This is a genomic window from Mesorhizobium sp. M0239, from assembly GCF_040321815.1.
GTDB lineage: Bacteria > Pseudomonadota > Alphaproteobacteria > Rhizobiales > Rhizobiaceae > Mesorhizobium.
Map to the genome: position 1 here is coordinate 122,936 of NZ_JAMYSG010000002.1, position 17,547 is coordinate 140,482.

Genomic DNA, 17,547 nt, shown 5'->3' on the forward strand with positions numbered 1-17,547 from the left:
CGTTTGACCATGATCTTGTCCGAAAACCGGCTTCCACTTTTCGGGATCATGGTCATCGATCCTTGACTGTCTCCATCGCCACGAAGGTCGAGGTCTGGGCGACGTGGGGCAGGGCCGAGATGCGTTCGCCGAGGACGCGGCGGTAGGCGGCGATGTCCCTGGTGCGGACTTTCAGCAGATAGTCGAAGCTCGACGCCATCATGTGGCACTGCTCGATTTCCGGCACGGCCTGCACGGATCGGTTGAAGGCATCGAGCGCGGCGGACCTGGTGTCGGACAATTTCACCTGGACGAATGCAACATGGCCTTCGCCCATGCGCTCGCGGTCGATGATCGCCTGGTAGCCCCTGATGTAGCCGTCCTTCTCCAGCCGCTTCACCCGCGCCTGCACCGGCGTTTTCGACAGGCCGACGTTTGCCGCCAGTTCTGACATCGAAAGCCGGCCATCGCTTGCCAGCGCCGCCAGGATATTCCTGTCGATGCGGTCCAATTGGTCTTCTGTCATCGAAAATGTAGTCCATATGTCGGTTTTGAGCTGCTACGATAGATCGAATGACCTGCAATGTCGATTTCTTCGGACCGATTGAAAATTCGCATCTGTGCTAGCTTCCACCATTCGGTCCGGTGACCGCCGGCCCGATCCCTTTGCTCGATCCATGGGACCGCCATGCCAGCGCTCGATGCCATCCGCCAGCAGATCCGCGCCAACTACCTGCCCGATGAAGACGAGGCCGTGAAGCGGCTTGCCGACGCGACGGCGCTCTCCGGGAAAGACCGCAAGGCGATCTCGGCCCGCGCCGCCGATCTGGTGCGGGCGGTGCGCGGTTCGTCCGATCCCCGGCTGATGGAAGTCTTCCTCTCGGCCTATGGTCTCTCCACCAAGGAAGGCGTCGCGCTGATGTGCCTGGCCGAGGCACTGTTGCGCGTGCCCGATACCGAAACGATGGACGACCTCATCGCCGACAAGATCGCGCCGCACGACTGGTCGGCGCATTCGGGCGGTTCGAGCTCCATCTTCGTCAACGCCTCGACTTGGGCGCTGATGCTGACCGGCCGCGTCCTCGATGAGGGCGAGGGCGGCATCGAAGGCACGCTGCGCTCGATGGTGCGGCGGTTGGGCGAGCCGGTCATCCGCAAGGCGGTGGCCGCCGCCATGCGCGAGATGGGCGAGCAGTTCGTGCTCGGCCGCACCATCACGGAAGCCGTCAAGCGCGGCCGGCCGATGACGCAGAAGGGCTACCTCTATTCCTTCGACATGCTGGGCGAGGCGGCCCGCACCGAGGCCGACGCCTTGCGCTATCACAAGGCCTATGCCGACGCGATTTCGTCGCTCGATTCCGGCTCCAACGGTCCTGACATCAGGCAGAACCACGGCATTTCGGTCAAGCTTTCGGCGCTGCATCCTCGCTACGAGGTGGCGCAGAAGGAAGAGATGCTGCCTGTGATGGCCGAGCGGCTCTTGTCGCTGGCGCTTGCCGCGCGCCATTCGCGTATGGGCCTCAACATCGATGCCGAGGAGGCCGATCGCCTCGATCTGTCGCTCGACGTCATCGAGCGGGTGCTGGCCGAGCCGGAGCTCGCCGGCTGGAACGGCTTCGGCGTGGTGGTGCAAGCGTATGGGCCACGCGCGGCCTTCGCCATCGATTGGCTCTATGCGCTGGCCAGGAAATACGACCGCAACATCATGGTGCGGCTGGTCAAGGGTGCCTATTGGGACACCGAGATCAAGCGGGCGCAGACGCTCGGACTGTCAGGCTATCCCGTCTTCACCCGCAAGACCAACACCGACGTTTCCTACATGGCTTGCGCGAAAAAGCTGCTATCGATGACCGACCGCATCTATCCGCAATTCGCCACCCACAATGCCCACACCGTCGCCGCCATCTTGGCGATGGCGGATAATCGCGATTCCTTCGAGTTCCAGCGCCTGCACGGCATGGGCGAGGCGCTGCACGAGACGGTGCGACGGTCCGAAGGCACACGCTGCCGCATCTACGCGCCGGTCGGTGCGCATTCCGATCTGCTGGCCTATCTGGTCCGCCGGTTGCTGGAGAACGGCGCCAATTCCTCCTTCGTGCACCAACTGACCGACGAGGACGTCGAGCCGGAGGACATTGCGCGCGATCCGCTCGAAACGGTCGAGAGCCAGGGTCCGGCCACCAATCCGGCGATTGCCCGGCCTTCCGAGATTTTTGGGGCCGGGCGTCGCAATTCGAAAGGATTCGACATCACCGACACGGTGACGCTGGCGGCGATCGACAAGGCCAGGGTGGCCTTCGCTGGGCCGGATCGTTGGCATGCCAAGCCGATCACCCGTGCCGCCGGCTACGGCAAGCAGCGTCCCATAGTCAACCCAGCAAAGCCTTCCGAAGTGGTCGGTACGGTCAGCGAAGCCGCCGCCAAGCAAGTCGCGACCGCCGTGCGCTTTGCGGTGGAAGCGCAGCCGGCATGGGCAAAACGTTCCGTCGCCGAGCGCGCTGCCATCCTCAACCGTGCCGCCGTTCTCTATGAATCCAAAGCCGTCGAGTTCTTTGCACTCGCCACCCGCGAGGCCGGCAAATCGCTGGCCGACGGCGTCGCCGAAGTGCGCGAGGCGGTCGACTTCCTGCGCTACTACGCCACCGAGGCGGCCAATGCGGAGGCGGGCACGCAAGCGCGCGGCGCCATCGTGTGCATTTCGCCGTGGAATTTCCCGCTCGCCATCTTCACCGGCCAGATCGCGGCCGCACTTGTCACCGGCAATTCGGTCATCGCCAAGCCGGCCGAGCAGACGCCGCTGATCGCCTTCCGGGCTGTCGAGCTGCTGCGCGAGGCCGGTGTGCCGGAAGACGTCATCCAGTTGCTCCCTGGCGACGGCCCGTCGGTCGGCGGGCCGCTTACATCAGATCCGCGCATCGCCGGCGTCTGCTTTACCGGCTCGACCGAGGTCGCCAAGCTGATCGAGAAGCAACTGGCCAAGACGGCCGCGCCCAACGCCATGCTGATCGCCGAGACGGGCGGCCTCAACGCCATGATCGTTGATTCCACCGCGCTGCCCGAACAGGCGGTGCGCGACATCCTCGCCTCGGCATTCCAGAGTGCCGGCCAGCGTTGCTCGGCACTGCGCGTGCTCTATGTGCAGAAGGACGTGGAGAAGAAAATGCTGGAGATGCTGAAGGGCGCCATGGAGGCGCTCAGCATCGGCGATCCCTGGCGGATTTCGACCGATGTCGGCCCTGTCATCGACGACGAGGCGCAAAGCTCTATCCGCGAGTACTGCACGAAAATGGGCTTGCAGGGCCGGCTGATTGCCAAGCTCGAAGCGCCGAAGGAAGGTCGCTTCGTTGCGCCGCATGTTTTCCGCGTCAAGGGCATCGAGGACATGGAGCGCGAGGTGTTCGGGCCGGTGCTGCATGTCGCTACGTTCGACGCCGACGAAATCGACGCGGTCATCGCCGCCATCAACCGCAAGGGCTATGGCCTGACCTTCGGCCTGCACACCCGTATCGAGGGCCGCGTGCAGCATTTCGTCGACGGCATCCATGCCGGCAACATCTACGTCAACCGCAACCAGATCGGCGCCGTGGTCGGCTCGCAGCCGTTTGGTGGCGAGGGGCTTTCAGGCACCGGGCCGAAGGCCGGCGGCCCGCACTACCTCCGCCGGTTCCGCAAAGGGCCGGAGGCTGGCACCCATTTGCAGGATGGCCATAAGGTCACGGCGACCGAGCTTGCCGACAATCTGCCTGATCCCACACTTGGCGGCTGGTCGACGCGTCCGGACCGGATCGCCATTCTGAGGAAGCATCTGCGCGGCAAGGGTGCTGCGGCCATAGGTGCGGCCGCCGGCATCGATTTCGGCCAGATCGACCTGCCCGGGCCGACCGGCGAGGCCAACACGCTCTCGCTCTCGCCACGCGGACGGGTGCTGTGCCTCGGTCCCGATGGCGATACGCTGCTGGCGCAGACGATCCAGGCGCTCGCCGCCGGCAATGCGGTGCTGGCCGTGGCGCCCGGCGCACCGGCTGCCCTTTCCCCATTGACCGGCAAGGGCTTGCCGCTGGCCGCCATCGATGGTCGGCCGGATCCGGTCGAAGCACGCTCACTGCGCGTCGATGTCGTCGCCTTTTCGGGCACGCCGGAGGCTGCACGCATCGTGCGCAAGGTCATCGCCGACCGCTCCGGCCCGATCGTGCCGCTGGTCAGCGAGGTACTGAACCCGGCGGCCTATGCACATGAACGGGCTGTCTGCGTCGACACCACCGCCGCCGGCGGCAATGCGAGCCTGCTGGCCGGAGCTTGAGCCCGGCCAGTATTTAAGCGCCTTCGACGACCGAAAAACCTTCGAACTGGGGGTGACCGAGATAGTGGACCTTCGTCGTGCCGACATTTCGATGGGCGGCGCGGAAATTCTCCGACTTGGTCCAGGCGATGAAATCCTCGTGGCTCGCCCACACCGTGTGCGACGCAAACAGCGTGTAGCCTTCGGTCTCGTTGACCGGGCCACGCAGCAGGTGGAATTCCCGAAAACCCTTCATCTCAGCGAGGCTGGAATCGCGGTTCTTCCACACGGCTTCGAAATCGTTCTCCGAGCCGGTCTGCACCTTGAAGCGGTTCATGGCGATGTACATGGCGGTTCCTTTCGTGCGGATGTTGATGATTGGCGGCTGCAGCGTTTGTTCTGCGCACATTCAAAATGGGCCGATTTCGGTCTCGAACTCCAAATTTGCGCTTGCTGCCTGTGGTGGAATTGGAGGGAAGGGGGCTGCCTTGCGGACAATGCCAAGCGCCGCCTGATCGAAAGCCGCCGACCCTGAGGTCTCCAGGATGCGCAACTCGTTTATGTTGCCCTTCCTGCCTATGACGAATGTGACAACCGCATTGTTGCGTGCCGCCAGCTGTAGGGAAGGCGGGAGGGTGCGATTGACGCTGCCGAGTTTTCTAAAAACATCGCCGCGGTAATTGTCTTCCGCGGCCGTGCCTGCCTCTTTTTGCCTTTTGCCCTTGCTGGCTGCTTGCGCCGACCGGTCCTCGCCATTCGCCGTGCCGCGCTTCTCATCCGCCGTCTTTGAAGGGGCAGCTGCCGACGTTGGCCTGGCGCTGGGGATCGGTGGCTGCTCTGGAACGGCGACAGGCACTTCGGCGCTCTCGGCCTGCACGATCGGCTGCGCCGGCGTTTCGGCCTTGGGAGCCACGCTCTGGTCATCGGGGCGAGGGGCGCCGGCCACCAATATGTCGGGCGTCACCGTCTGCTGTTTGGCAGGTTCCGGCAAAGGCTTGAGCGGCTTTGCTGCGTCCTTCGCGGGTTGCGAAGGCTCTGTTGGCGGCGTTGGCTTGGGCGGCGTTGCCGGCTGTGGTTTGGCGGGTTGCGGGTTCGGCACCAGTGCAACGTTTATTGCCGTCGGGTCCTTGTCCAGCGCGCTGCCGACCACGTTGGTGCCCGACTGTTCACTGCCTTCCGGCTGCTCGGCATCTTGGAAACTGGAAGTCCCCGTAGGGGAGATCAGAAAGGCCGCTGCCACCGCGGCATGGAGCAGGCAGGAGACGACGATCGCCGCCGTCCACTTGCGGTTCCAGGCCGATGGCCGCGGTAGCGCGAGCGGCTCGGTTGGCTCTATCGCCAGCTCGGCGCTGGCTTCGGGGAGGGGACTGATATCCTGCATGTCTCGCCGCGAGACCTGCAGCGACAAGAGCAGAATTGTCAAATCAAGATCGTTCGCTCGCAGCGGCAGTCGGCAGTGGCCGGCAACTGGCCACGCCGCATTGTTTTGCAGGAATGCGGGATGCAGTCCCACCTTAGACTCCGAAAGCGATCCCGGTCTTGGTGTCCGTCTTCAGCTTGCGCATGCAGGCGTTCGGTTCGACGCCGGTACCGGTGCATTCGGTCGCGCTGTTGATCAGCACGCGGCTGACTTTCGAGCACTCGGTGCCGGCCAGATCGAAACGCGTCACCTTGGTCTTGCCCGCCGGCAATTCCTTGAAATCGAGCACGGTCAGCCGGTCGACGACGCCTGCCTCGTTGAACAAGGCGATCTCGAACGCAGCCTTGGACAGGTCGGCGCCGAGATTGTTGTTGACCACGAACGTCAGGCGGCAACCCTTGTCGGAAGGTTGCGCACCATTGAGTTCTAGGGTGAGTGCGGGGACCGGCGCGGACTCTTGTGCCCACGCCGGACCCATCGCAAGCGACATCGCCAGCATCGAGGTCAGCAGACGAAGGGATGTCATCAAGCTCGTCATGGTCATCAGCCTCCAAATCGCATCGTCGCCGCCAGCTTCAGGGTGACGCCGGGCTCGTAGGCCGCGAAGACCGGCTGCGGCGGCTGGCCGGCCGTGGTCAGGTTGAGCGGGTTGGCGTATTTGACATCGAACAGATTGTCGGCGCGGAAATCAATCTTCAAATTGTCCGTCGCCTGGTAGCTGGCAAAAGCATTGACCAGCGTGTAGTCCTCGGCGATCGGGTTGCCCTTGGGCTTGCCATTGTATTGCACTTCGCCGCCCACGGTTAGCTTGTCCTCGAGGAAGCGCAAGCCGAGCTGCGCGGTGACCTGGGATGAGGGGATGGTCAGCAGATCGGCCCGAACGTCCCTGTAGGAAATGGTATGACCATTGGTGATTGAGGCCGAAAGCCCGGCATAGCCCCATCCGGCATCATAGACGCCCTCAAGTTCGAAGCCGTCGATCTTGGCCTTGGCAAAATTCTGGTACTGGAAGCATATCGGGATACCGGGTCCGCTCGGGCAGCCGGCTGTCGGGTCAAACCGCGACAGGGTAACGCCATCGATGTAGTCTTCGACATCGTTGTTGAAATAGGCTGCCTTGATGCGCAGCGCATCGTCGGCTTCGAGGATATCATTCTGCTTGTAGTTGACGCCGAATTCGACGGTCTTTCCGGTTTCCGGCCGCAGATTGGGATTGGGCAGGAACGGGAAGGTGACACCCGCCGGATGGCGACCGCTGATCAGTGTTTCCGACAGGGAGGGTGACCGGTATCCTTCCGCATAGGTGCCGTAGAATTGCAGGCCGGCAAGGCTGGCGCTGTCGAAAGGCGAGACGCCGACGGTGATGCGCGGCGACAACCGGTCCCCCGACGTTTCGTGTGTGTCATCCTTGAGGCTGTAATTGTCGTAACGCAGCCCGGCGATGACTTCGAGCCACTCCCAGGTGAGCTTGTCCTGGACATAGGCGCCGGAGACGTTCCGCTTACCGGAAGGCGTATAGAAGCTGTCGCCACCGGCCGTGCCGCCGGTCTCGACGTTATCGCCGGCCCAGTCGCCGCCATAGGTCAGTTCGTGCGCGATTCCCGCGGTCTCGAATCTGGACGTGTTCCAAATGTCGATGCTGGTCGTGCCGATGTCGAATGTCGATGTCGAGCCAGCCGGCAAAACAACTGGAAGGCCGGTGCTCGGATCAAACCGGTTGAGAGGCACGAGGCTGGTCAGATCGAGATTGGTCTTGTTGTAGGAGGTGTTGATATGGAGATCGAGCCAGCTCTTGTCCTCATCCGTAATGTTGTAGCGGGCGGTGAAGGTGTTCGACTTCAGGTCGACGTCATTGACCGGCACGCCGCCGCTGATCTCGTTCCAGCCGTCGCTCGAGCCGACCCAACCGAGCTTCAGTTCGCTGTTGTCGGTCGGGCGGATGGTGGTCTTGAGCAGACCGCTCAGCACATCGAAGCCGGTGCCCTTGACCGTGTCGCCACCGCCATCCTTGTAGTCGTCATAGTTGCGGTAGACGATGTTGCCGAGCACATCCCAGTTCTCGTTGAGGCGGTAGGCACCGGATGCGCTTGTTGTCCAGCCCTTGCCGTTGCTCTCATAGCGTCCCGTGACGGAGCCGGCCCATGTTTCTTCCGGCTTGAGGAAATCCCCGGCGTCCTTGGTATCGAAGAAGACAACGCCGCCGATGGCGCCCGAGCCGTAGGTGTTGGCGACAGGACCGCGGATCACGTCGACGGATTTGACGAGTTCGGGGTCGATGTAGAAGGTCGACTGCGTGCCGTGGTCTGAGCGCTGGAAATTCTGGCGCGCGCCGTCGACAATGACCGCGACGCGGCCGAAATCCTGCAAGCCGCGGATGTTGATGCTGGTGCTGACACGCCTGGCGTCGGCCTGCGCGGCGACACCGGGCACGCCGAGCAGCATCTCGTTCGGCGTCGTCGCCATGCGGCGGTCGAGCTGTTCCTGGCCGACATGGCTGGTCGATGCCAGCGATTCGATCGCCGTTTCGCCGGTGCGGCTGATGACGAGGATCTTGTCGAGCAGCGTTGCGCCCGCTTGTGCCGCCTTTTCTTCGTCGGCCTTCTTCGTTTGATCTGTCTGCTGGTCCGCCGGCTGCGCCGCCTGCTGAGCGTTGGCCAGCTGCGCCGACAAGGCGATCGCCGCCACGCTTGCCAGCAAAGCCGCTGCGCCGTTCGCCGCCGACCGGCCGCGCCATTCCCAAGTCACAAACCCCATGCCCCAACTCCAAAGTCCAGGTTTCATGCTGGCTGGCCCGGGGCTGGCTGGCATTTTTGATCATGTCCGGGGTCTTAAATGTTGACTCATTTAATCCGGTATTGCACTGTCTAGTAAACATGATTATTCAAGTCAAGAAATGAATCGGATTACGCAACGCCTAGCCAGACGCCCGGCACAGGAAAGGGATCCATCCAGATGAACACCCACAATCCCAACGATTTTCGCTATCGCGTCCGCCGTTCCGACGATGCCTCCGCCCGTTTCGACCGGGTTCCGCTGGCGGTGCGAACCCTGTCCAGCAACACCCTGTTCCAGGGCGAGCACGAGATCGGCATCGAGCATCATGGCGCGCTCTATCGGCTGAAGATCACCCGCCAGGGCAAGCTCATTCTCAACAAGTAAGGCAAGGCCACAGGGACCAAGACATGGACCAGCGCGTAAAACCCGCCCCGCATGAAATCCGGCGGGCACGGACAGACAATCCGAAGACGCGCGAGCGTGATCTCGCCGCCCAGCTCGGCATTTCGGAGGCCGAGCTGGTCGCAGCCCACTGCGGCGACGGCGTCGTCCGTGTCGAGCCACGCGTCAACGATCTTTTGACCGGTCTCGAAGCCGTCGGCGAGGTCATGGCGCTGACCCGCAATGAAAGCGCGGTGCACGAGAAGATCGGCGTCTATGACAAAGTCGTCACCGGCAACCACAATGCCATGGTGCTTGGCGAAAACATCGACCTGCGCATCTTCCCGAAGGTCTGGGCACACGGCTTTGCCGTCGAGAAGCGAGACGGCGACGAAATCCGCCGCAGCCTGCAGTTTTTCGATGCGGCGGGCGAGGCCGTGCACAAGGTGCATTTGCGTCCGGCCTCCAGCCTCTATGCCTATCAGAAACTGGTTGCCGCGCTCGAATCGTCCAATCAGGAGCCGACGGTCGACATTTCAGGACCACTCCCCGATGACGAGATCCATGGCGACGAAGCGAGCGCCAATCTCGACGATCTGCGCGACCGCTGGAGCCGGCTGACCGACGTGCACCAGTTCTTCGGCATGCTGAAGACGCTGAAGCTGAGCCGCCGGCAGGCGGTCCGCCTGGTCGGGCAAGACTATGCCTGGCAACTCGACAATGATGGCGTCCGTGCCATGTTCCATCACGCCGCGGAGGGCGAGATGCCGATCATGTGCTTTGTGGGAAACCGCGGATGCATCCAGATCCATTCCGGTCCGATCAAGTCGATCAAGCCGATGGGGCCATGGATCAACGTGCTGGACGAAACCTTCCACCTGCATTTGCGGACCGACCACATCCAGGAGGTCTGGGCGGTGCGCAAGCCGACCAAGGACGGTCATGTCACCTCGCTTGAGGTCTATGACGCCGACGGCAAGATGTTCATCCAGTTCTTCGGCAAGCGTCATGAAGGCGAAAGCGAGCGGGACGACTGGCGCTTCCTGGCGGAAAACCTGCCGCGCATCCCAAGCCCGACCGCAGCCTGAGGAAAATGCGATGCGTTTTTTCCCAAGATTGTCGACCGTGCGCGGATCTATTTTCGGGCCGGTGATCGGTCTCTCCATGGCTGTTATCGCACTGCAATCCGCCAGCGCCATGGAAGGCACGGCCGTGTTTGCCGATCCTTCGAAAATCGTGGCCGTTGGCGGCTCGATCACCGAGATCGTCTATGCGCTCGGCGAGGAAAAGCATCTGGTGGCTCGCGATTCCACCAGCCGGTACCCAAAGGCGGCGCTTGAGCTGCCCGATGTCGGCTACATGCGCGGGCTGTCGCCGGAGGGGGTGCTGTCGGTTAACCCGACCGGCATCCTGGCGCTGCATGGCAGCGGTCCCAAGCAAGCCGTCGATGTCTTGAAGAAGACGAGCGTCCCGTTCATCGAAGTGCCCGAGCACTATAGCCACGAAGGCATCCTCGAAAAGGTCCGTATCGTCGGCAAGGCGCTCGGCGTCGATGCCAAGGCCGAGGTGCTCGCCGGGGAGCTCGATGCCAAGCTCACGGCAGCTGAGAAGCAGACGGCGTCGATCAAGGAGCGCAAGCGCATCCTGTTCGTGCTGTCGATACAGGGCGGCAAGATCCTGGCGGCCGGCAGCGAGACCGCGGCCGACGGTATGGTCAAGCTGGCTGGCGGCGTCAACGCGGTCGAGGGCTTTTCCGGCTACAAGCAAATGTCCGACGAGGCGATCATAACCGCCAGACCGGACGTGATCCTGATGATGAGCAATGCCGGGCCTCCGGTGTCGGACGACGAACTGTTCGGCAATCCGTCGATCGCCTCGACGCCGGCCGGAACGGCGCGCAAGCTGATCCGCATCGACGGTGCCTATCTGCTCGGCTTCGGGCCACGCACGGCCGATGCCATCCACGACCTCGCTGTCTCGCTTTATGGCGGGCAGGTCACGGACTGAACGGGCGGATCATGGTCGATCAATCGATCGCCGGCCCGGTGATGGCAAGCGTATCCGAAGGCGACCGGTCGGGCCGCGCCCGCATCGTCATCCTTCTGCTGTGCCTGGGGCTCGCGGCTGCCATTTTTCTGTCGCTGACATCGGGGGCTTCGGACGCTTCGGCCGTCAACGTCATTGGCGACTGGCTGTTCGGCACAGTGCCTGATGACGCCGCGGTGAGCGCCCGCGACAGCCTGATTGTCTACGACATCCGCCTGCCGCGCATCATTCTCGGCATGCTGGTCGGCGCGGCGCTCGCGGTCTCCGGCGCGGTCATGCAGGGACTGTTCCGCAATCCGCTGGCCGACCCCGGCCTGATCGGCGTCTCGGCCGGCTCCAGCCTCGGCGCGGTTGCCGTCATCGTGCTCGGCGCCACGATATTGGCTCCGGTGACCGTCTTGCTCGGCACGCTCGCATTGCCGCTGGCGGCCTTCTGTGGCGGGCTCGCCACCACGCTGGTGCTTTATCAGGTCGCGACGCGGCGGGGGCAAACCTCGGTTGCCACAATGCTGCTTGCCGGCATCGCGCTGGCGGCGCTCGCCATGGCGCTGACCGGCATCCTCATCTTCATGGCCGACGATCGCCAGTTGCGCGACCTGACCTTCTGGCAACTCGGATCGCTCGGTGGCGCGACCTGGGCGAAGATCGCGTCGGTAGGGCCGATCATCGTGCTGGCGCTGGCGGCGATGCCGTTCCTGGCACGCGGCCTCAACGCGCTGGCGCTTGGCGAGGCGACCGCCGGTCATCTCGGCATTCCGGTGCAGCGGTTGAAATACACGGCTATCGTCGGCGTCTCTGCCGCGGTCGGCGCATCCGTCGCCGTCAGCGGCGGCATCGGCTTCGTCGGCATCGTGGTGCCGCATCTGCTGCGCCTGCTGATTGGTCCGGACAATCGCTATCTGCTGCCGGCGTCGGCGCTGCTCGGCGCCTCGCTGCTGCTTCTGGCCGATGCGGTCGCACGCACCATCGTTGCGCCGGCCGAACTGCCGATAGGCATCGTCACCGCGATAGCGGGCGCGCCGTTTTTCCTTTGGATCCTGCTGCGCAAGCGCGGCGTGGTTGATTTGTGAGGCTTGATGATCGAGGCCAAGGATGTTTCGGTTGATATCGCCGGCAAGCCTATCGTCAGTGGTGTCGATTTCCACGCGCGGCCCGGCGAGATCGCCGCCATCGTCGGCCCCAATGGTTCGGGCAAGACGACCTTCCTCAAAGCACTCTCCGGCGAACTCGCCTATACCGGGCGCGTTGCCCTCAACGGCCGAGATCTCTCGACGATGAAGCCGGTCGAGGTGGCCGTCCATCGCGCTGTGCTGCCGCAGGCGACGACGCTGTCGTTCCCGTTCACCGTGCGGGAAGTGGTCAAGCTTGGCCTTGTCGGCGGCCGCTCAGGCGTCCTGCCGGGCGAGGATGCGCGGCTGCCGGAACGGGCGCTGGCGCGTGTCGATCTCGACGGCTTTGCCGGCCGTTTCTACCAGGAGCTTTCGGGCGGCGAGCAACAGCGCGTTCAGCTCGCACGCGTGCTGTGCCAGGTCTGGGCGCCGGTGCTCGACGGCAAGCCGCGCTTTCTGTTCCTCGACGAGCCGGTTTCCAGTCTCGACATCAAGCACCAGCTGATCATCATGAACATTGCCCGCGACTTCGCCAGAAGGGGCGGCGGCGTGGTCGCCATCCTGCACGACCTCAATCTGACGGCCATGTATGCCGACCGGATCTTCGTCATGCATCGCGGCCGGCTCGCCGCCACCGGGTCGCCGCGGGATGTGCTGAGCGATGACCTGATCGAAAAAGTGTTCGACTGCCGGCTCAGGGTCGGCGTGCTGCCGGCCGGCAATATGCCGTTTGTGCTGCCTCAGTCAGCAGCTTAATTTATTGCAAACCTAGCCCGCGCCCCTGGCTGGGCTAGGCAGCCGGGGCGCGGCGCTCCAACATGTCGATGCCGAGCAGGTTGCGCACATTCGGCCGCGCCGCTACCAGATCGGCGATCGTGTAGCGGGCGAGCACGGCGAAGAACGCGTTCAGCGCCTCGCGCAGCGCCGAGTTCAGCGCGCAGCTGTCGACCAGCGGGCATTCGGCGGCATCGTTCTCGAAGCATTCGGCCATGGCGAAGCTCTCTTCTGTCACGCGCACGACATCGAACAGGCTGATGGCTTCGGCGGCACGGCCAAGCTTGACGCCGCCATTCCTGCCCCGCACGGTCTGGACAAGGCCGTGCTCGACCAGGGGCTGCAGGATCTTGAACAGGAAAAGCTCCGACACCGAATACGCGGCCGCGATCTCCGGGATGCGGCTCAATCGGTCATCATTGGCCGCGCAATACATCAAGATGCGCATGGCATAATTGGTCTGGCGCGTAAGCCGCATTTTGTCCTCACAAGGCACTGGTGCGGTGCAACCACGCCAGATCTGGAAATTCTTGCTGATGCGGCTTTGACCCGAATTTCCGGATTCGCCACATTGGCTCGGGCGGAATATGGCCTATACCTTGGAATAATTCCAGACTAGCTTCGTGCGATAGATGAATTTTCTCCTCAACTTTGTGTGCGCAGCCGGAGAAGATGCCGGACGAAACCCGCTGTCGCGGGTATTTCGGCGCTCGGAACACTAAATAGGCTGAGATCGACGAGGAGCGGCTCACCCATGTCACAATCGGCTTCGCCCCTGGCGCCGGTCCGTTTCGATGCCGAAGCGGATGCCAAGCTTTCCGCGTTGCGGCGGACGAAATTCCTCGCGGCCGCCGCGCTGGCGCTTTGCGTGGCGGTGTTTGCGCTCGCCAAATCGTTCGAGCACATCCACCCGTGGCTCGGCTTCGTCGCTGCCTTTGCCGAGGCGGCGACCATCGGCGGGCTGGCCGACTGGTACGCGGTGGTGGCGCTGTTCAGGCGACCTCTGGGGCTGCCGATCCCGCACACCGCCATCATACCCGAGAACCAGAACCGCATCGCCGACAATCTCGGCCGCTTCATCGAGGTCAACTTCCTGGCGCCTGAACCGGTGCGTGAAAAGCTCGCCGAGGTCGATTTCTCGGCACTCGTCGCCGACTGGCTGGCCGATGCGGAGCGCGCCGCCGGCCTGTCGCGCTTCGTCGTGCGGCTGGTGCCGCAGACGCTGGCGGCGATAGAGCAATCCGGCCTGCGCGGCTTCGTCACCAGCCGCATGCTCGAACAGATTGAAAAGGTGCCGCTGGCGCCGCTGGCCGCCGAGCTGTTGTCAGCGCTTACCGACGACCGCCGCCACCAGAAACTGTTCGACGAGTTCACCAAGGTGATCGGCAGGTTCCTCAATGACGAACAGGCGCTGGCGACGATGCGCGAGAAGATCCGCGAGGAACTGCCGTCGCTGTTCAACCTGTTCCGCGCCGACGCCTATCTCCTGAAGAAGATCGTCGCCTCGGCCGGTTCGCTGCTCGACGAGGTGAGGGCCGATCCCGATCACCCGATGCGCGCCGAATTCGACCATTTCGCTCAAGGCTTCATCGAAAAGCTGAGGACATCGAAGCAATACGCCAAACGTGCCGAGAAGCTGAAGCGCGATTTCCTGGCCCGGCCGGAAGTCAGGGGATTGGCCGGCGACATGTGGGCAAGCCTCAGCCAGTTCATCGAGCAGGACGCCAAGGCGCCGAATTCGGTTGTCCGCGCGCATCTTGCCAACATGTTCGTCGAGGTCGGCCGCCATCTTGCCGGCGATGCGCAGATCCGGGCCGACATGAACCAGGGGTTCGTGGTGGCGCTGGCGTCGTTCGTGGAGAGCCAGAAGGCCGGCGTGTCGACATTCATCGCCGACCAGGTCAAGCGCTGGGACCTTGCCCAGCTGACGCGGCTGATCGAGATGAACATCGGCAAGGACCTGCAATACATCCGCTTCAACGGCATGATCATCGGCGGCCTCGCCGGTGTCGTGCTCTATGTGGCCGAGCGGCTGTTCCTCGTGAATTGATGCGCGGCCCGATTGGCGCTCATTCCTCCGCGTTCATGGACTCGCGGCATGCGAGTGCTATTCTCCCGCCGAGGGTGCCCGCATCATGCGGCAAAGGGGAGCAAACGAGCATGGCAAAACAACCGGAATCCGATTCTTTCATGGACATGTTCGGCAGGTTCGGCCGCGACCTGAAGGTGCCCAATGTCGATGTCGAGGCGATCCTCGCCCATCATCGCAAGAACATCGAAGCGCTGGAGAAATCGGCACGAGCCGGTGCCGCCGGCGCCACCTCGCTGTTGTCCCGGCAGCGCGAGATGCTGCAGGATACGCTGCGCGAGGTCACCGATATCGCGCAAAGCTACAGGGCGCCGGGCAATCCGCAGGAACTGATGGCCAAACGGAGGGAGTTTGCCAGGAAGTCCTTCGAGGCCGCGTTGAAGAATGCGGGCGAAGTGGCTGAACTGGTCAAGAAATCCGGTGCCGAATCGGTCGACATCCTGCGCACCCGCATCAAGGAGGCGATGGAGGAAATCCGCGCCGGCTACGAGAAGAAGTAGCGGATGTGGCCGGGGCCGGCTCATTGCTGCCGACAGCGCCCTGAAGCCCGGAAAGCCCGATTTGACCTGCGACTGCGCCGGCGGCGTGGCACGATTGCGGCCGAAATCGACGGAACGGATTCGCGCAGAGCGAATTGACAGAGGCCGTCAGTTCGTGGTCCGGAGGCTCTGGAAGCGATCGGGAAACCAGGAATGAACGAAATACGGCCTAAAACGCCGCCTACCTACGAGCAGTTGAGGACGATGGCCGGGCTGGAACTCGGCGTGTCGGAGTGGACGACGGTCGACCAGAACCGCATCGACCAGTTCGCTGAATGCACCGGCGACCATCAATGGATTCATGTCGACCCTGAAAGGGCGCGGCGGCAAAGCCCGTTCCGCACGACGATCGCGCATGGCTATCTGACGCTGTCGATCATCGGCGCACTGGCGCTCGGCATGGGCATCGTGCCCGAGAATACGCAGGCCGCCTTCAATTATGGCTTCGACAAGGTACGCTTCCTGGCACCGGTCAAGGTCGGTGCCCGCATCAGACTGCGCATCACGCTGCTGTCCATGGAGGACAGGGGCCCCGGCCAGTATCTGATGAAGGCCGCCAACACGGTCGAGATCGAAGGCGAGGAAAAGCCTGCTTTGATGGCCGAGACGCTGGTCATGCTTTATGAACGCCGCAAGCGGGCAGGGGCGTGAGAGGCTGTTCACCTGGAGCGCAAAATCAGAGGTCTTGTGATACTTCCACCAGCCTCTGCCGCTTGAACTCGGCGCGGGCCGAGAGCAGTGCGAGGAACAGTGCAGCCAGCGCCAGCACCGTGGCCGTCTGAAATGTGACCTGCATTCCCCGTGCTGCGGCCTCGGAACTCAGAAGTCCAATGCCTTCCTGCCCTTTGGCCGATGCGACGGCGAATATGGCGCCCATCACCGATGCGCCGGTGATCAGCCCGAGATTGCGCGAAAGGTTGAGCAGGCCGGAAACGACGCCGCGCTGGCCGGCGCCGACACCGGTCATGACGGCTGCATTGTTGGATGTCTGGAACAGGGCATAGCCGATGCAGGTGACGGTGATCGCAACGACATAGCCGGCAATGCCGAGTCTGGTCACGGCGAGCGACAGCAGGAACGTGCCTGTCGCGAGGCTGAGCAGGCCTGCGACCATCATCCTGTGGGCGCCGAAGCGGTCGGCCAGGCGTCCGGCCACCAGCGCCGACAAGGTCGAGACGAGCGGCCCGGTCGACAGCGCGAGGCCGACCATTGCGGCATCGAGCCCAAGTCCTCGCGACAGGTAGAACGGGGCCACCACCAGGGTCGCCATCATCACCGTGGCGACGACGAGGCTCATGGCGAGACTGGCGCTCAGTTGGAGGTCGCGGAAGCTGGCAAGCTGGATCAAGGGGTTTTTCACTCTCGCCTGCGCGGCGGCGAAGAGAAACACGCCGATGCCGGCAGCTATCAGCAGGCTGATGTTGAGTGCGCCGAAATTGCCTCGGCCAAACGTCATGGCCAGTGCATAGGCGGCCAGCGTCAAGGCCAGCAAGGCGGTGCCCACGACATCGAACGTGCCTCGGTCGACCTGCTGCGCTGTCTTGCTGTGTGCCGGCAGGGCACGCCAGGCGAGAGCGAAGGTGAGCACACCCAGCGGGACATTGACGAGGAAGATCGCTCGCCAGCCGAAGCCGGCGATCAAAAGGCCGCCGAGCGAAGGGCCAAGTGTCGTGCCGATCGCGGACATGGCGCCGAGCAGGCCCATGGCGCTGCCAATTCTGTCTTTGGTCACGGTTTCGGCGACAAAGGCCAGCGTCAGCGCCATCATCAGCGCCGCGCCAAGTCCCTGCACGGCGCGTGCGGCAATCAGCAGCCAGAGTGTCGGCGCCAGGCCGCAGAGCACCGATGCCGATGTGAACAGCGCGATGCCGCCAAGCAGCAACGGCCTGCGCCCGAACATGTCGGCCAGCCGTCCGGCGCTGACGATCAGTGTGGTGATGGCGAGCAGATAGGCCAGAACCACCCATTGCACGGACTGGAACGTCGCGTCGAAATCCTGCATCAGCGACGGTAGCCCGACGCTGGCAATGCTGGTTCCCAACGACGACAGCAGCGTGGCGAGCGACAGGCTTGCCAGCGCCCAGCGGGCGGATTGCATCCGTGGCGGCGCCGATGCGCGCCCGTCCAGATTTTGCTCGGCAATTGCCACGGCGATC

At 63.5% G+C, this 17,547-nt stretch carries 16 protein-coding genes; 9 read left to right on the top strand and 7 right to left on the bottom strand.

Annotated elements, in window-relative coordinates; translation table 11 throughout:
* Positions 1-52: 52 nt before the first annotated feature.
* Complete coding sequence (locus NKI99_RS02230) at positions 53-505, bottom strand: Lrp/AsnC family transcriptional regulator (RefSeq protein ID WP_023812252.1); 453 nt, start codon at positions 503-505, stop codon at positions 53-55.
* Positions 506-667: 162 nt separating this feature from the next.
* Between NKI99_RS02230 and putA the strand changes: the two genes are divergently transcribed.
* A complete protein-coding gene (gene putA, locus NKI99_RS02235; RefSeq protein WP_023812251.1) occupies positions 668-4,279 on the top strand; it encodes a bifunctional proline dehydrogenase/L-glutamate gamma-semialdehyde dehydrogenase PutA in 3,612 nt (1,203 codons plus the stop codon).
* 13 nt (positions 4,280-4,292) lie between these two features.
* Here putA and hmuQ read toward each other — a convergent pair whose 3' ends face one another.
* The 4 genes from hmuQ to NKI99_RS02255 form a co-directional block, all read right to left on the bottom strand.
* Positions 4,293-4,607: a heme-degrading protein HmuQ gene (gene hmuQ, locus NKI99_RS02240; protein ID WP_023812250.1), complete on the bottom strand. Its 315-nt coding sequence runs from the start codon at positions 4,605-4,607 to the stop codon at positions 4,293-4,295.
* 60 nt (positions 4,608-4,667) lie between these two features.
* Positions 4,668-5,681, bottom strand: a complete 1,014-nt coding sequence (locus tag NKI99_RS02245) for a TonB family protein (protein WP_348625595.1) — start codon at positions 5,679-5,681, stop codon at positions 4,668-4,670.
* A gap of 91 nt (positions 5,682-5,772) precedes the next feature.
* Positions 5,773-6,216, bottom strand: coding sequence for a hypothetical protein (locus NKI99_RS02250; protein ID WP_352609715.1), 444 nt, complete (start codon positions 6,214-6,216; stop codon positions 5,773-5,775).
* Between the two features lie 5 nt (positions 6,217-6,221).
* Positions 6,222-8,432 (bottom strand): TonB-dependent hemoglobin/transferrin/lactoferrin family receptor, encoded by a 2,211-nt coding sequence (locus tag NKI99_RS02255; protein WP_352609578.1) that lies wholly within the window; start codon positions 8,430-8,432, stop codon positions 6,222-6,224.
* 198 nt (positions 8,433-8,630) lie between these two features.
* Here NKI99_RS02255 and hemP point away from each other — a divergent pair, with 198 nt between their 5' ends.
* The 5 genes from hemP to NKI99_RS02280 are packed head-to-tail and all read left to right on the top strand — an operon-like array spanning position 8,631 to position 12,745.
* Entirely contained in the window at positions 8,631-8,837 is a 207-nt protein-coding gene (gene hemP / locus NKI99_RS02260; protein WP_023757683.1) for a hemin uptake protein HemP, read from the top strand.
* Between the two features lie 23 nt (positions 8,838-8,860).
* Positions 8,861-9,922 (top strand): hemin-degrading factor, encoded by a 1,062-nt coding sequence (locus tag NKI99_RS02265; RefSeq protein ID WP_023812246.1) that lies wholly within the window; start codon positions 8,861-8,863, stop codon positions 9,920-9,922.
* Between the two features lie 10 nt (positions 9,923-9,932).
* Entirely contained in the window at positions 9,933-10,841 is a 909-nt protein-coding gene (locus NKI99_RS02270; protein WP_023812245.1) for a heme/hemin ABC transporter substrate-binding protein, read from the top strand.
* 11 nt (positions 10,842-10,852) lie between these two features.
* On the top strand, positions 10,853-11,950 hold the full coding sequence (locus NKI99_RS02275; RefSeq protein WP_128303990.1) for a FecCD family ABC transporter permease: 1,098 nt from the start codon (positions 10,853-10,855) through the stop codon (positions 11,948-11,950).
* A gap of 6 nt (positions 11,951-11,956) precedes the next feature.
* The gene (locus NKI99_RS02280; RefSeq protein WP_023812243.1) at positions 11,957-12,745 is read left to right on the top strand and encodes a heme ABC transporter ATP-binding protein; all 789 of its coding nucleotides are present in this window, start codon (positions 11,957-11,959) and stop codon (positions 12,743-12,745) included.
* A 34-nt stretch (positions 12,746-12,779) separates the two neighbouring features.
* Here the strand turns inward: NKI99_RS02280 and rirA are convergent, their stop codons facing one another.
* Entirely contained in the window at positions 12,780-13,241 is a 462-nt protein-coding gene (gene rirA, locus NKI99_RS02285; RefSeq protein WP_023812242.1) for an iron-responsive transcriptional regulator RirA, read from the bottom strand.
* Positions 13,242-13,517: 276 nt separating this feature from the next.
* On the opposite strand from rirA, the gene NKI99_RS02290 reads away from it, so the two are divergent.
* The 3 genes from NKI99_RS02290 to NKI99_RS02300 all read left to right on the top strand — a co-directional run bounded on the left by NKI99_RS02290 (position 13,518) and on the right by NKI99_RS02300 (position 16,042).
* The gene (locus NKI99_RS02290) at positions 13,518-14,813 is read left to right on the top strand and encodes a DUF445 domain-containing protein (protein WP_128303991.1); all 1,296 of its coding nucleotides are present in this window, start codon (positions 13,518-13,520) and stop codon (positions 14,811-14,813) included.
* Between the two features lie 110 nt (positions 14,814-14,923).
* On the top strand, positions 14,924-15,352 hold the full coding sequence (locus tag NKI99_RS02295; protein WP_128303992.1) for a phasin family protein: 429 nt from the start codon (positions 14,924-14,926) through the stop codon (positions 15,350-15,352).
* A gap of 192 nt (positions 15,353-15,544) precedes the next feature.
* Positions 15,545-16,042: a MaoC family dehydratase gene (locus NKI99_RS02300; protein WP_023812239.1), complete on the top strand. Its 498-nt coding sequence runs from the start codon at positions 15,545-15,547 to the stop codon at positions 16,040-16,042.
* A gap of 25 nt (positions 16,043-16,067) precedes the next feature.
* Here NKI99_RS02300 and NKI99_RS02305 read toward each other — a convergent pair whose 3' ends face one another.
* Entirely contained in the window at positions 16,068-17,540 is a 1,473-nt protein-coding gene (locus NKI99_RS02305) for an MFS transporter (RefSeq protein ID WP_023812238.1), read from the bottom strand.
* Between the last annotated feature and the right edge of the window lie 7 nt (positions 17,541-17,547).

What these genes read in the sequence shown, in the direction of transcription:
- NKI99_RS02280 (WP_023812243.1), top strand. Translation starts at nt 11,957, where the DNA reads ATGATCGAGGCCAAGGATGTTTCGGTTGATATCGCCGGCAAGCCTATC.
- NKI99_RS02300 (WP_023812239.1), top strand. Translation starts at nt 15,545, where the DNA reads ATGAACGAAATACGGCCTAAAACGCCGCCTACCTACGAGCAGTTGAGG.
- rirA (WP_023812242.1), bottom strand. Translation starts at nt 13,241, where the DNA reads ATGCGGCTTACGCGCCAGACCAATTATGCCATGCGCATCTTGATGTAT.
- NKI99_RS02290 (WP_128303991.1), top strand. Translation starts at nt 13,518, where the DNA reads ATGTCACAATCGGCTTCGCCCCTGGCGCCGGTCCGTTTCGATGCCGAA.
- NKI99_RS02265 (WP_023812246.1), top strand. Translation starts at nt 8,861, where the DNA reads ATGGACCAGCGCGTAAAACCCGCCCCGCATGAAATCCGGCGGGCACGG.
- NKI99_RS02295 (WP_128303992.1), top strand. Translation starts at nt 14,924, where the DNA reads ATGGCAAAACAACCGGAATCCGATTCTTTCATGGACATGTTCGGCAGG.
- NKI99_RS02255 (WP_352609578.1), bottom strand. Translation starts at nt 8,432, where the DNA reads ATGGGGTTTGTGACTTGGGAATGGCGCGGCCGGTCGGCGGCGAACGGC.
- putA (WP_023812251.1), top strand. Translation starts at nt 668, where the DNA reads ATGCCAGCGCTCGATGCCATCCGCCAGCAGATCCGCGCCAACTACCTG.
- hemP (WP_023757683.1), top strand. Translation starts at nt 8,631, where the DNA reads ATGAACACCCACAATCCCAACGATTTTCGCTATCGCGTCCGCCGTTCC.
- NKI99_RS02275 (WP_128303990.1), top strand. Translation starts at nt 10,853, where the DNA reads ATGGTCGATCAATCGATCGCCGGCCCGGTGATGGCAAGCGTATCCGAA.
- NKI99_RS02230 (WP_023812252.1), bottom strand. Translation starts at nt 505, where the DNA reads ATGACAGAAGACCAATTGGACCGCATCGACAGGAATATCCTGGCGGCG.
- NKI99_RS02250 (WP_352609715.1), bottom strand. Translation starts at nt 6,216, where the DNA reads ATGACGAGCTTGATGACATCCCTTCGTCTGCTGACCTCGATGCTGGCG.
- NKI99_RS02270 (WP_023812245.1), top strand. Translation starts at nt 9,933, where the DNA reads ATGCGTTTTTTCCCAAGATTGTCGACCGTGCGCGGATCTATTTTCGGG.
- hmuQ (WP_023812250.1), bottom strand. Translation starts at nt 4,607, where the DNA reads ATGTACATCGCCATGAACCGCTTCAAGGTGCAGACCGGCTCGGAGAAC.